This is a genomic window from Streptomyces sp. NPDC044571 (genome assembly GCF_040647115.1).
In the GTDB taxonomy this organism is placed as follows: domain Bacteria; phylum Actinomycetota; class Actinomycetes; order Streptomycetales; family Streptomycetaceae; genus Streptomyces.
On the sequence record NZ_JBEZBN010000014.1, the window covers coordinates 1 to 13,527 of the forward strand.

A 13,527-nucleotide genomic window follows, 5' to 3' on the forward strand; every position below is an offset into this window, starting at 1 on the left:
AACCTTATTTTGATTGTTTTACAGACGTTTTAAATCCATAAAAAACTATGCGCCCACACCCCCCCCAAAAAAATTTTCTTGGCGGGGCTTCTGCGCTATGGGGTTGCGAGTGTCTGAGGTCAGTCGGACACTAGCAGCGTGTTAAACGGAGCGATCATGGATTCTGGCCCCTGTGCCCACATTGACCCGACATCGTAAAGGATTCTTTCGAGCACGGGCCTGTCCCTCTCGCATTCCGAGAGGACGTCAGCCCATTCGTGGATGACCAAAAGGTATGATCCTGCAGCCGGAATCCAAGTGAGATCGTCAAGGCAATCCTGCAAGGCAGGCCAGTTTTTCCCGAAATATTCGGGAAATGACATCCTCTGGGAGAATTCTTCGAAGAGCCTGTCATGGTTGGCCATGGATGCGCCGTGAAGCTCAAATACCGCTGCGTCGTCCGGACTTCTCTGCAGGGCGGAGAATGCTTCCTGTGCAGTCACGTGGTGCACCCAAGGGGGTGAAAAACTCCACCATGATTCCATTGGTTTAATCACCGAACCCTGGTGAAGGTGACGTAGTGGTTGTTTGTGTACCAGGCTGACCCGTCGGTTCCCGTCACGAGTCTTTCGCCTCCCCTGTTGACTCCCGGCGTATGGGGGTGAACATCGTACTCCGTGTAGGTTACTCCGTTGTTTTGGGCGTCCCTCCGGGGCAGTACCTGGCCATTTTGGCGGCCATCGTTTGCGAAGGGACGGTTCCGCCCCTGCCAGCGAGGCAGGCCGTGGTTTGGCTGCGCAGTACCGTGCTGATCGACATGAGCCAGAGTGTCTGTGACGTGGACAGGTACGCCACAGGTTCCTCCATTTATCGGAGGCGTGCTGTTGTGTACGAGAACTGGCGACACGCCTGCCAGGACATAGTACGTGTGGAGGTCTTCGACCGTCAGGTTGTAGGTCTTCGCGCGCCGGTCGAACGGATGGTTCGCCGTCACGATGGCTGTCGCTCCTCGGGTGGTGAGGAGGGACATGCCGGGCTTCAGTTCGCGGGCTTCCAGCCAGGCGTTCTCGGAGGGGGACCAGAAGGGGTGTTCGTGAGTTGCTGTTAGTTCCTCGACCCCGTCCTCGGTGGCGATGGACAGCTTGTTGAAGTGCTTGTCGGCCTCGGTGACGATGAGCCGCGTGACCGGGCGCTTCGCCGTCTCACCCGACCTGGGGTCCGTGGCCAGAACCTCATCGCCCAGCTGTACATCTTCGATCTTCTTGGCACTGCCATCGGCCATCAGGACTTCGGTGCCTGCCAGGAAGCAATTGCATCCGCTGCGGGCAACGACGTCCTTGGCGCCCGAGGCGCCGATTTTGTCGGAGCTCGCATCGCCGGCCGGGATCTTGCGCGGGTTGTTCGCCTTCCACTTGGGCGATACGCCGTTGATGTTGACGTTTTCGCCGAAGCCCAGGCCGTAGACGGCCGATACGGCCTGCCCGTGTTGCGTCACGTACCAGCCGAGCTCCTCACACCCGATCTGGCCGCAGGCGTCGATCATGGCCTGCGTTTTGTTGATCCAGTCATCCTGCTCGGAGAAGCCCAGGTGGTAGACCTGCGTCTCCTTCAGGTAGTGCTTGATGTAGATCTCGATGAACTTCTGCTGGTTCTTCTTCGGCAGGCGGATCGACAGGCCGTAGTCGTCCTCCAGCAGAGTCGGCGCACGGTACCGGTTGTACGTGTTGTAGCTGCCCGTGATGGCCTTGGGGCGCCTGGGGTCGTCCACGTCGAGGTCGTCGTCGCGGGCGCTGTAGTGGCCGCCGCACAGGCCGTTGCGGCAGTCCGTTTCCTGGAGGCCCGACCCGTCGCTGAGCGAGACCGGGTTGTTGCTGGAGTAGACGTAGCCGTGCATCTGCTGCGACTTCGTCAGGTCCATGATCGGGTCGACCGAGACGAAGCGGCCGATCAGCGGGTCGTACTCACGGGCGCCGAGGTGGACGAGGCCGGTGTCGGTGTCCTTGGTGCCGCCGACGAAGCCCTTGTCGCCCGCCCACGTGGTGGGCTTGGGGCCGCGTTCCTCGCCGAAGATGCCCGTCTTGCGGCGGGTGACCGCCTGGGTGGCGTCCGCACTGATCTGGGTGGTGCCCGTGCCGTGGTGGTCGGTGAGGAGGAACGTCAGCTTGCCGTTCTCCCGCATGGCCACGCTGCCGTAGTAGCGGGTGCCCTTGATCGTGCCGGTCTTGTCCAGGCGGAGTTCGTTGCCGCCGGGGAGGTAGAGCGTGGTGCCCGTGGAGTCCTTGCGGAGCAGGCGCTGCCCGGCCGTGTCGTACGTGAAGGAGCTGCTCGACGTGCCCTGGTCGAGGGACTTGAGGTGGCCCTCGGCGTCCCAGGTCAGATACTGCGTTTCGGCGCTCGCGCTGGTCTTGCGCGTCTTGGTGTTGCCGGACGCGTCGTAGGTGAAGGTCTCGTCGTGCTGGTCGGTGCCGGTCTGGGCGACCTTGGGCAGGTCGTGCTTGCCGGCGGTCGGCGCGGTGTAGGTGCGGATGGTGTCGGCGGTCGGGCCCGAGGCCGTGGTGTGCTTGGTCTCGGTCTTGCGGTTGCCGACCGCGTCGTAGGTGTAGGTGGTCCAGTACGGGTCCTCGCCGCCGATGACCGTGGTCGACGGGGAGGCGGCGCAGGTCTCGCCCTTGTTGGTCCACGCCTGCGTGATCCGGTTCAGTGCGTCGAGGTTGACGCACTGGGTGTCGGTGGTGCGGGTGGTGTCCTGGCCGTAGGCCGTGGCGATGGAGGTGATGCTCCCTGCCGGGTTGTAGCCGTACTTGGTGTCCTCGATGCGCTGAGGCGCGACATCGCGGTCGGTGTAGGCGCGGGTGACGTCACCGGTGTGCTCGTCGTACTCGGTCGACCTGTACAGGCGTTGGCCGAGTGCTCCCATTTCCTGGCGGATGCTGCGGCCGTAGTGGTCGTAGGTCATGGCCGAGACGAGGCGGCTGCTGCCGGCCGCCATGCTGTTGAGGAGACCGGAGACCGACTTGTAGGTGCTGCCCACGGTCTCGGCGGGCAGATCGCCCATGGCCGGCTGCTTGGTGGTCAGCAGCTGTCCGTTGATGTTGTAGGTGTTGGTCCACGTGTAGCTGCCGGCCAGCGCCCCGGTGTCGGGGGTGGACGGGATGGTCAGCTTGGTGGTGAGCGGCTGGTAGAGGTCGTTGTAGAAGAGGACTTCCGACTCGAACGCCTTGCCGTCCACATAGCGCGTCGATTTCGCCGGTTGCCCCTTGACCACCGTGTCGTAGACCGTGGACGCGAGGACGGTCGCGCCCTGCTTGGTCGCGGTGGGGCGGCCGAGTTCGTCGTAGTCGGTGTGCAGGGTGATGTTGCGGGCGTCGGTGACGTCGGTGGGTCGGCCGCCGAGGTCGTAGGCGGTCTTGGTGACGCCCTTGTCCGGGTCGCTCGACTCGACCTGCTGTCCGCTGACGTCGTAGGTGTACGTCCACTTCGCGTTGCCCGGGTCGGTGACCTGGGCAAGTCGTCCGGCCTTGTCGTAGGAGTACAGCGTCGACTGCGAAGCCGTCCGGGCGGCGTCCGTGTACTGCTTCAGCTCGACCGTACGGCCCAAGGCGTCCACCACGGTCGTGGAGGCCGTGCCGCCCTTCGGGGGAACCACCGTGGTGCTGTCACCCGTGTAGGACGTCGTGGTGCGCTTGGTCTCCGTGCCGAACTTCTTCGCTATGACAGCCGTGATGCGACCCACACCGTCGTACTCGGTGTCCGAGGACGCCGGGTAGGCGGTTTCCTGACCCGTGACCAACTGCGGTGAAGGCGCGCCGTCGGCGTAGTAGGTTCCCGAGCTGCGCCAGACCTGGCCGAGGGTGTTGTAGAACTGCTCGGTGACCAGGCGACCGGCCAGGTCGGGGGACTGGGTCTGGGTCTGCCGCTCGCGCAGCAGGCCGTCCTGGATGGAGTAGCCGACGGCGTACTTGTAGTCGTGGGTGAGCGTCTTCGACGTCACCACGACCGGGCCGTCGTTCCGGATCAGGTAGTCGAAGCTGCGGCTCGGCGCGTCCGGGTTGGTCGCGGCCGGGCGGTTCGGTGCCCACACCTTCGCAAGGCGCCCGAGTGCGTCGTACTCGGTGGTGGTCACCTTGCCATTGGCATCGGTCACCTGGCGGGGTTGGGCCCGCAGCGGGTCGATGACCGAGGTGGTGACGTGTCCCTTGGGGTTGGTCACCACCAGAGACGTCGACACCTCACCCACGGCCGGCGCATAGACCGTCGTGGTGACCTGCCCGTACGGATCTGCGGAGGCCAGCTGGCGCCCGTAGATGTCGTAGCAGAGCTGGTCCTTGGCGGCGCCGCACACGCTCGGCACCGAGGAGACGGTGTCGTAGTCGTCGCCCTTGGCGTTGATGCTCTGGATCTTCGTGGCGAGACCAGGGCCGGGTACGGTGCCCAGGGTGCCGTTGTCGTAGTACGTACGGACGTCCTTCACGACATCTGAAGGCCGGTTCACGGTCGTGCCGCATGCGACGGCGACCGTCTCCACACGGCTGACCTTGGTCAGGATCCAGCTGCCGGTGTTGCGCGCGTAGGAGGTGGTGGTGCACTTCTCGTCGCCGGTCTTGGCCGTGTCGCCGGTCTCGGAGACCGAGTCGATCATGCCGTAGTCGTCGACGTGGTTCGTCGACTCCACGGTGCGCACACCGCCGGTGACCGTCGTACGGGTGGACTGCTTCTCCGTGCCCGTCTTGTACGAGACGAGGTCGGGCAGGCCCGGCCGGGTGCGGGTCGCGACGGCCGCGGAGCGCCACGGAGTGGAGGAGGTGGCGGAGACGAGCTTGGTGGTGTCGTCGCCGTTGTAGGTGGCCGTCTCGCGCACCATGCCCGAGAACTCGTCGCGGTCGATGACCGCGACACCGGCCGAGTCCTTGACCTCCTTGCCGTCCAGGCCGCGGAAGTAGCGGGTCTCGGAGAGCGTCTTGGGGTCGCTCGCCGCGCCGGTGCGGGTCTGGACCCGCTCGTAGCCGCGGGCGACGGAGTGCACCCGGTTCTCGGCCTTGGCGAACTCGTCCGTGCTCTTGGCCCAAGCGGCCCCGCCGAGGTAGTCGTACGACGTCACCTTGTCCGGGGAGTCGGCCAGGTTGTCGCCCTCCACGATCTGGGTGACGACGTAGGTGTTGAACCAGTCGAGCTTGGCCGTGTCGCCTTCGAAGGTCCACTTCACCGGGTAGCAGCGGGTGGTGTTCGTCTCGTCCGGCTTCGGCAGGGTCGTCGCCGTGCACTCGGGCTGGGAGTAGGTGACGCCGATGATGCCGCCGGTCTCCGTGGTCACCTGGTACATCCGCAGGCGGATGAACGGCGCGAGTCCGTCACCGGTCGCATCCACGCGGTTCGCACGCTGCTCGCCCGCGAAGGTGACGGGAGGGAGCGTGATGTCCGCGGCGTCGCCGGCCTTGGCCGTGCGGGTGATCGACTTCAGCCACATGGGGGTGGAGATGCCGTCGCCCGAGGGCGGGAAGTTCTGGTCCAGGGCCCAGGAGTCGACGTCCTTGTACGCGCCACCGGTCAGGATCTTCGTGTTGATCCCGGTCAGGCGGACCCGGGACCAGAACGTCGGTGAGAACTGGTCCTTGCACTCGGTGGACCCGTCCTTGCAGAACAGGTCGTACGGGCTGTCGGGCCAGTTCTTGGCGTTGGTCTCGTCGAAGGTGCCGCAGGTGCTCAGGCAGCGTTCGGAGACGTCGAACGTGACCTGGCCCATCGCCTTCGCGGTGTAGACCGTGTCGGAGCGCAGGCCGTAGTCGATGTGGTCCAGCCAGCCGCCGCGGATGTACGGCGTGACCGTGCCCTTGCCCGTCGTCGCGGACACGTTGCGGGCGTAGTTGTTCGTCTCGGTCTTCCAGTAGTACGCCATCGCGTCACCGCCCGGCGCGACCACGTAGTCGAGCTGCCAGCGCCAGGCCTGCTGGCACCAGCCGCTCGCGAACGAGGCGTTGTAGCAGGGCTCGCCGGCCTGGTTGCCGTACACCGGGACGGTCCAGGTGGAGTTCGTCGTCGGGGTCGACGCGTCCTTCCAGCCGGGCAGGCGGTTCAGACCGAAGAAGTACTGGGTGCCGTCGGCCGTGGTGACCTTCCAGTGCTCGCCCACGCCGTCGACACCGGCGGTGCCCTTGTCGCCGTTGACCGCGCCGGTGAGCTTCTCCACCTTCTCGTTCGAGTCGGACGCCGGGTGCCAGCCCTTGCCCTGTTCGAAGACGAGCTCGGTGGACTTGCCGTTCAGGGACAGCGTCGCGTTGTCGTTGAACCAGCACTGGTCGCCGACCTTGGTGGTGTTCGTCCCACCGGTCTTGTCGTCCTCGCAGGACTTGTACTTGCGCTCGACGAAGCCGGGCTCCCAGTTCCAGCCGTCACCGATCCACGAGGCCTGCGTGTTCGACGCGGAGGTCTTCCCGTCCACCGACTGCGAGCTGTAGCCGAGGGAGATCTTGGGGTCCAGGCCGCCGGGTACGGTCGGTATGTCGACGTTGTAGGACCAGGAGAAGGCGCCGGTCGAACCGCCCGCGTTCCAGGAGCCGGAAGGCTGGAGCGAGGTCGCCTTGTAGTCACCGGTCGGGCCGGACGCGCCTGCCGTGGCCGCGAGGACCGTGGCGCTCGACGCGGCGGCGGCCGCGGACATCGGCGTCTGGGCCGACTTGCTCGCGGCCCCCGTCGCGCCCGGAGCGCTGATCTGCGCGGACAGCTTGCCCGTGCGGGTGTCGTTCTTCGTCTTCAGCGGCTTCTGCGTATGGCACTCCGCGCGCTCGGGAGTGGTGAGCGCACACGCCGGGAGCTCCACCAGGTGGAGGCGGGCCGCGTAGTCGCCGCCGTAGGCCTGGCGGAACGCGTTGTAGTCCACCTCGACCTTGGCGGGGGCCGAAGTCGCCACACCGTCCGAGCGGCCCACCGACAGCAGGACACCGTCGACGCCGGCCTTGCGGGCTGTCTTCTGGTCGGCGAGCGAGACCTTGACCCGGCCCGGGTCGGTGACTCCGACGACGGAACTGCTCTTGTCGACAACGGACTTGGAGAACCCGGAGTCGGCCGGGGTGACGGTCACGGGCAGCTTGCCCGCTCGTCCCCCTGTGACCAGTGACACCTCGGCCGAGCCTGCGGCAGGCCAACTGGCCTTCGGCTTTTCCTTCTTGCGTGACTGGTCGGCAACCGTGTCCGTGCGCTTCGCGCCGCCCGGGGAAACCTTCGTCACCGGAACTGCTTTTGGCTGCTTGAGCCCGGGCAACGACGGGCCGTTCTTGGCATCCGCCGCTACCGCCGTGCCCGGCAGTACGCCGGCGAGAACTGCGGCAGCAAAAGCTGCCGAAAGTCCCCGCATGCGAAATCGTCTCACACCCCACCCCAACTGCTCTATTGGATTATCGGAGCGCAGAGTAACAGGGGGTGACTGCCAAGCTTGCTGCACCGTCAGATCGCAGCAATCGCTTCATTTATGCTCAATAAATTGCAAAGCTGATCTTGTTTGCCAAAAGGGGCGTGTGTGTTAATTTCGCCCAAAGCTGCAGGTGGGAGTGGGTGGAGCGGGTGAGGTCGACGTCTGCGTGGTTACGGTGGAGGTGTCGGTGGGGTCGACGCGATAAGCGGCTTCTTTCGGCTGGGATACCTCTTGCGCTCCGTGTGGGAATGGTCGTCGGCGGTGCAATGAGCCTGAGGATTTCGCCCTGTGGATTTCGCTCTGGAGAAGGCGACGAAAACCGGTCGGCCTGAGAGCTCAGAGTCGAACCAGCGAGGCACCGCATTCAGCGCAGGCCTGATGCCGAACCGCTTCTGACGGCGCCGTGGGCGTGCCCTTCCGGGGCGGCTTCGTCGCCTGGACATGCAGGGACAGAACGTGCCCGAACCGTTGCTGGCGCCGCAGTTCGCGGATGTCCAAGTGATGCATACGGCCAACGCCTGACGAGGTCCAGGCGGTGACGCCCGTGCCCAGTACAGAGCAGATCAGCGCGAACCACACGAGGGTGTCTGTCATGGCGGGTTCTCTCCGGTGAAGGTGATCAGGGGAGCTGCTTCGGCCCCCCCGGCGACATCTCCACATAACGCGGAGGCATATGCCGGGTTGCGCTTTGTCAGCCGTTTGCCGCCAAGCGCAGGTTCCGGTCGATGGCACGAGCCCCCGCTGCGTACAGCTGCAGGCTGCGGGTTTCTCCCATGCGCGCGCCCGGACGTGCGCCCCGGCCGGCGTGCAGGCGGGAGCCCGACCGGTGGCGTTCCGACGGCGAGTCGGGCGACCAACGCACGTTCCCGAGCAGGGGCGTGCGGCCGTGCGCGAGCGCCGTGGTGCGGCTCAGTGCGCGGCGTTGGTCGGCTGTCCGATGATCTGCCTGCACCAGGCAGGCGCCTGTCGTGGACGCGTAACTGATCGAACTCCGTCTTCCCCGGTTCGAGCTGGAAGGACTGCTGCGCAACCCGGTGCGGACTGCTGTCCCGACGCGTCAACAGTGAGCGCAGAACCGATAAAAGACACTGGTCAACACTCCTTTACTTCGCCAGCATCACCTGTACGGCGCACACCCTCCCCGGTATCCGGAGCGTTGGGTGGACTATGACAACTGCAAAGCACAAAGCAATGATCCAGCAGAGCGCAGAGAGCGACGTGTCCCACGGTCAAACCCGGGCCGCAAGGGTGGGGAAATGGACGTACACGTCCGTCCCGACTGGCTCGGCCTCGGACAGGAGCGCGACGCTTCAGCACGAGGGGCAGGAGGTCGATCTCCACTACTCGTCCGCGATCTTCGAGGACTTCCTGGACGCGGTGCGCCGGATCCAGGAAGAGTTCGACCGGAGGTCGCGAGAGGTCGCACCGATCAAGGCGCCTGTCGGCGAGTGCTCCGGGTGGATGTCCCGTGTATGAGCAGTACGGGCTTCATGCCGGGAACGGTTCCCTGCCCCAGCCGGAACCCCAGGCGTTCTGGCCGGAGTCGGACCAGGAGCAGCACGCTGCCTACGGGCAGCCACTCCTCGGGCTGGGCGAGATGAACGGATCTTGGGATCCCTCGGAGGAGCTGGCCTATCTCTGTCAGGAGGCCATGGGCTCGATGGGGGCAGCGCCGGTCGACCACGTCGCCTTCGTCGAAACCGGCGAGACCGTCAGTGGCGTCGGCCTTGCCGCCGGGCTGTCACAGGGAACCGGCCCACGGCCGCGCAGACCAGCGCCGGGCGGGCACCGTCGGGGGAGCCCGGCGAAGACGTCGGTGGTGACCCTCCTGCGTACCGGCAGCGTCTGCACCGCCGTGCTGGTCGCCGTCATCGCCGCCGTGGTCAGCATCTTCAGCGGTCTGGCCATCTGCGAAGCCCTGCGACACAGTGCCGGACCGCGCACCGCACACAGCGTGGCGAGTTGGTGGCCCCTGCTGATCTACGGACCCTGGATGGTTGCCTCCCTGTCCATCCTGCGGGCCGCCCTACATCAACGCCGAGCCGTGCATTCCTGGTCCATCGTCCTGTTGTTCTCCACCCTGGCCACCCTCCTCTGCGTGGCCCAGGCGCCCAGAACGCTGGCAGCGCAGGCGGCGGCCACCCTTCCCCCCATCGCCGCGCTGGCCTGCTTCCAACAACTCGTCCGGCAGATCACCCTGACCCGCCCACCCCGCCAACTCGCCCCACGGCACCGCAGCCGCCGGCCTTCCCCGCTCCGCCCGACGGCCACTGTGGGCAGCCCCGGGTCCGCTCCCTCCGACTACACGGTGAGGGACCGAAGTGACTCCCTCCGCGCCTCCACCGGGTACAGATTCCGCTACGGATCATGAGGGTGGTGCAGTCCTGCCGGGCGCCGGCCGGGCCGGTTCGTACCGGGAACGACGAGCGGGACGAGCTGGCCCGGCGCAGCTTCGGGCGCCGTCTCGGATCGGCCCGCTCACCCCGTGAGGGAGCCTGCGGCGGATCGGTGGGCGCCGTGGGCGGGGCGGTGCCGTAGGAGTCCGGAACAGCAGCATCACCGAGAGCGGCGCTGCCGGCACCCGACGTGATGCAGTCGAGCGTCGCTAACTTCTCGGGCACCTCGGTCCTTCCCCCCGCATTTCAAACGATCGTGATCACGTGCATCTCAGGAACGAAGATCGAAACCCATAAGTCACGGGCTGTGCACAGCCTCAGTCCTACGAGTATCCCGCGCTGACCAGCCACACCCCGGGCTTCAACGACCGCACCACGGTCAACGGCCCCGGACCGCCCGGTCGGCGGCGCGCTTCATCCACTCCACCCAGACCGAGAGGACGACATCATGGCCTACGAGCTTTCCCACGCCGAGCGCCTGCGGTACAAGCGGCACCAGGACGCCGCGTACCAGGCCGGTGAGGAAGCGGTCACCAACCTGCAGGCTGCACTTGCGCTCGCTGACCTGGCCCTTCCCTCGCTGTCCAACGACGGACCGGTGGGCTGCCGGGGTTTCGTCCGGCTCGGAGGGTGCAGCGTCACCCTCGCCAACCGGCTCGCCGAGGTCATCGCCGCGGGCGCCCACGCCCTGCAAGGTCAGCGGCTGTGAGCCCCATGGTCGAACCGGAGGCCATCCGGTCGGCGCCCTGACCACCCCCGAGCCGAAGGGCGCAACGCAACTCCCTGCCGCCCGTGATGAATTCGGAGTCGTTGCATGAATGCATGGCAGGCTGACCCCTACCGGTTCCCCGGCATCCGGGCCCTCCCGGACGACGCGGAAGCCGGCGCCCGGGGCCTCCTGGGCCCCGGCCCCCTGTCCGATCCTCTCCCCGCCTCGGGTCGCCCTCCGGGCGTCGTGGACCCCGCAGACCGTCGGCGCCTTGACTTACACGCTTGCCTGACCACCGCCGGTGTGCCCCCGCGCGCAGGCGACCTTCACGCCATCGAGGTGCTCGCCACGGTCGACGACACCACCTACGCGGCCGTTCGACGATGGATCACCAGCACGCACTGACCCGGCCCTGACCCGGCTGGGCAGCGCAGCCGCCGAACTCCCCATGACGTGCACCACCTCCGGTGCCCGCGGCCCTCACGTACGGGTCGCCGCAGGAACGGCAACGGACCGCTACCCGTGCGAGCGGGACCGGCCATCGGGAAGACGTCCGGCCGGCTCGGCCGCGCTCGCGGACCGTCCGGGCCGAGATGACGCCCCACTCCACGCTCCTCCGCGCGTTCTTCGCCGACGGCTGTTCTGCCGCCCCGCTGCCCTGCCGCCGGTCCCCGGCAGCGCGGCAGGAGTGAGCACACCGACCACCTGATCGGCCAATGCGGGCCAAACGGACGCCCTGGCAACCCGTATTGGGCCGAACAGGTGGTGCTCGCCACGCGGGTGCCTGGCCTGTTCGACTGCGTATGCACAATGCGTTTTGCCGATGACGGCCGTGGGGTGTGGAGCCTGCGTGAGTTCTGGAGCTGGAGGTGCACCGCCCATGGCGGCGAACGGACATCCCACGGTCAGGAGACGCCGTCTGGGCGCGGAGCTTCGGCTGCTTCGAAAGGCCGCGGGCATGACCTCCATGCAGGTGGCGAGACACCTGTTGGTGTCGCAATCCAAGATCAGCCTCATCGAGACCGGTCGCCGCTCCATCAATCCGCGTGATGTACGTGATCTGTGCCGGCTCTACGGAGTCGCCGACCAGGAGGTCGTCGACTCACTGATGCGGATGGCGAAGGAATCGGGCCGGCAGGGCTGGTGGGTGTCCTGCGGCGACGTTCCCTACGGCGTCTACATCGGGCTGGAGACGGGGGCCGCCTCCATTCACACCTACGAGCCGCTGGTGATCCCCGGCCTCCTGCAGACCCGTGCCTACGCGGCCGTGGTCACCGCGGAGACGGTCCCCCGCATCACGGACGAACAGGCGGCAGTCAATCTGGAGGTGCGGCTGCGGCGCCAACACCGCGCACACCACCCGGCCCGCCCCTTCCGCTTATGGGCGATCCTGGACGAATCCGTACTGCACCGAACCGTCGGCGACCACGACGTCATGCGCGAACAACTGGAGCACCTGAACACTCTCGGCGCACAACCGCACATCACCGTGCAGGTCCTGCCGCACACCGCCGGAGCCCATCCCGGGGTCCTGGGGCAGTTCTCCATCCTCGGGTTTCCCGACGACGATGCAGGAGTCGTCTACCTGGAACGCTTCACCAGCGACCTCTACCTGGAGAAGTACATCGACCGGCACCCGTCCCACATCATGTACGACCACCTCCAAGCGCAAGCCCTGAACCCCGACGACACCCGGCACTTCATCAACGACATCATCAAGGTGTATTAGGCAGGGCTGCTCGAACCTCCCGAACCCGCGACGACCGGAGGGCAGGTCGGCCGTTCAGGCGAAGGCGCTCGCGCGGCGGGTGCGGGTCAGGAAGGACTGCACGCGGGCGTGGTCGGGGGACTCCGGGAGGGGGCTTCTCTGCAGGGCGGCCTCCGACTCCTCCGTGAGGCGGGCCGTCCAGGCCTCCACCTCGGACCAGGTCAGTTCGCCGCGCTTGACCGCCAGGAGGCGGTCGCGGTGCGCGGTGGCGTCGATCGTCAGACGGCCCGTGCGGAGCAGGTCCCGGCAGGACAGGAGCAGGCGCAGCAGGTGCATGGCGTGCTTCCAGCGCGGCGCGCCGTGCAGGCGGACGTCCGCCGCGAGTTTGGCGTGCTGGGACCCCGCGTACCGGGTGAAGGTGGTGTGGGCCCGGCGGGAGAGGAAGGCCCCGCGCAGGGAGAGCAGTTCCTCGCCCACCGGGGTCAGCCGCTCCACCAGCGGGGAGTGCAGGCACTCCAGGATGTTCGGGTTGGCGCGCAGGGCCAGTTCGCAGAAGCGTTCCAGCTCCCAGGAGAACTCCTCCTCGCGAGGGCCCTCCACATGCGTCGGCGGCTTCTCGAAGCGCCAGAACAGCGGGGTCGGGGCGAGGTAGACACCACGCCGGTCGGTGTCGCTCGCCTCCGTCGCCAGGCCGAACGCCCGGGAGCCCATGACGCACGCGTAGACCGTGTGGTCCCGTACCAGGGCGAGGTCGGGGGATTCGTCGAGGGATTCCCCGGGCGTCGTCAGCTCGTTCATCCGGGGAGCGTAGGTGCCCGCCCCGGCGCTACGCGAGCGAGATATTGCCGTCCGCGGCCACCGTGATCTTCTTCTCCGCCAGGGGGCGGGTGGCCGGGCCGTGGGTCACCGCGCCGTCCGTCATCGCGAACTTGCTGCCGTGGCAGGGGCAGTCGATGGTGCCGTTCTCCACCTTCGACACGATGCAGCCCTGGTGGGTGCAGACCGCCGTGAAGCAGCGGAAGGAGCCGGCCGTCGGCTGGGTGACCACCAGCTTCTCCTCCTTGAGGACCGTGCCGCCGCCCACCGGCACCGCCGACGACTTCAGCAGGGCCTTCCCCGTGCCCGGGGACGGTGCGGCCGAGGGGGCCGCGGCCTCGGCGGACCGGGCGGACTGGGCCACCGGCGGCGAGGCGCTGCCGGGCTCGCTCTGCCCGGGCTTCGTCTCGTCCTTGCCGCCGCAGGCGGTGAGCGTGCCGCCCGCCAGGGCGGCGGCGCCTGTCGCCAGGAGCATACGGCGGGCGGTCGGCGTGGTGTCGCTCATGGGCTGCTC

At 67.1% G+C, this 13,527-nt stretch carries 7 protein-coding genes; 3 read left to right on the forward strand and 4 right to left on the reverse strand.

What is annotated here, in order from left to right; translation table 11 throughout:
* Positions 1-119: 119 nt before the first annotated feature.
* A complete protein-coding gene (locus tag AB0B01_RS09910) occupies positions 120-482 on the reverse strand; it encodes a barstar family protein (protein ID WP_361715086.1) in 363 nt (120 codons plus the stop codon).
* Between the two features lie 50 nt (positions 483-532).
* On the reverse strand, positions 533-7,054 hold the full coding sequence (locus AB0B01_RS09915; RefSeq protein ID WP_361715089.1) for a polymorphic toxin-type HINT domain-containing protein: 6,522 nt from the start codon (positions 7,052-7,054) through the stop codon (positions 533-535).
* 1,798 nt (positions 7,055-8,852) lie between these two features.
* On the opposite strand from AB0B01_RS09915, the gene AB0B01_RS09920 reads away from it, so the two are divergent.
* The 3 genes from AB0B01_RS09920 to AB0B01_RS09930 all read left to right on the forward strand — a co-directional run bounded on the left by AB0B01_RS09920 (position 8,853) and on the right by AB0B01_RS09930 (position 12,218).
* Positions 8,853-9,755: a DUF2637 domain-containing protein gene (locus AB0B01_RS09920; protein ID WP_361715092.1), complete on the forward strand. Its 903-nt coding sequence runs from the start codon at positions 8,853-8,855 to the stop codon at positions 9,753-9,755.
* A 473-nt stretch (positions 9,756-10,228) separates the two neighbouring features.
* Positions 10,229-10,489: a hypothetical protein gene (locus AB0B01_RS09925; protein ID WP_361715095.1), complete on the forward strand. Its 261-nt coding sequence runs from the start codon at positions 10,229-10,231 to the stop codon at positions 10,487-10,489.
* Between the two features lie 880 nt (positions 10,490-11,369).
* Positions 11,370-12,218: a helix-turn-helix transcriptional regulator gene (locus tag AB0B01_RS09930; protein ID WP_361715098.1), complete on the forward strand. Its 849-nt coding sequence runs from the start codon at positions 11,370-11,372 to the stop codon at positions 12,216-12,218.
* A 54-nt stretch (positions 12,219-12,272) separates the two neighbouring features.
* On the opposite strand, the gene AB0B01_RS09935 is transcribed toward AB0B01_RS09930, so the two are convergent.
* Together AB0B01_RS09935 and AB0B01_RS09940 are read right to left on the reverse strand one after the other, a co-directional pair.
* Entirely contained in the window at positions 12,273-12,995 is a 723-nt protein-coding gene (locus tag AB0B01_RS09935) for a nucleotidyltransferase domain-containing protein (RefSeq protein ID WP_361715101.1), read from the reverse strand.
* Between the two features lie 28 nt (positions 12,996-13,023).
* The gene (locus AB0B01_RS09940; RefSeq protein ID WP_361715104.1) at positions 13,024-13,518 is read right to left on the reverse strand and encodes a Rieske (2Fe-2S) protein; all 495 of its coding nucleotides are present in this window, start codon (positions 13,516-13,518) and stop codon (positions 13,024-13,026) included.
* Positions 13,519-13,527 lie beyond the last annotated feature (9 nt).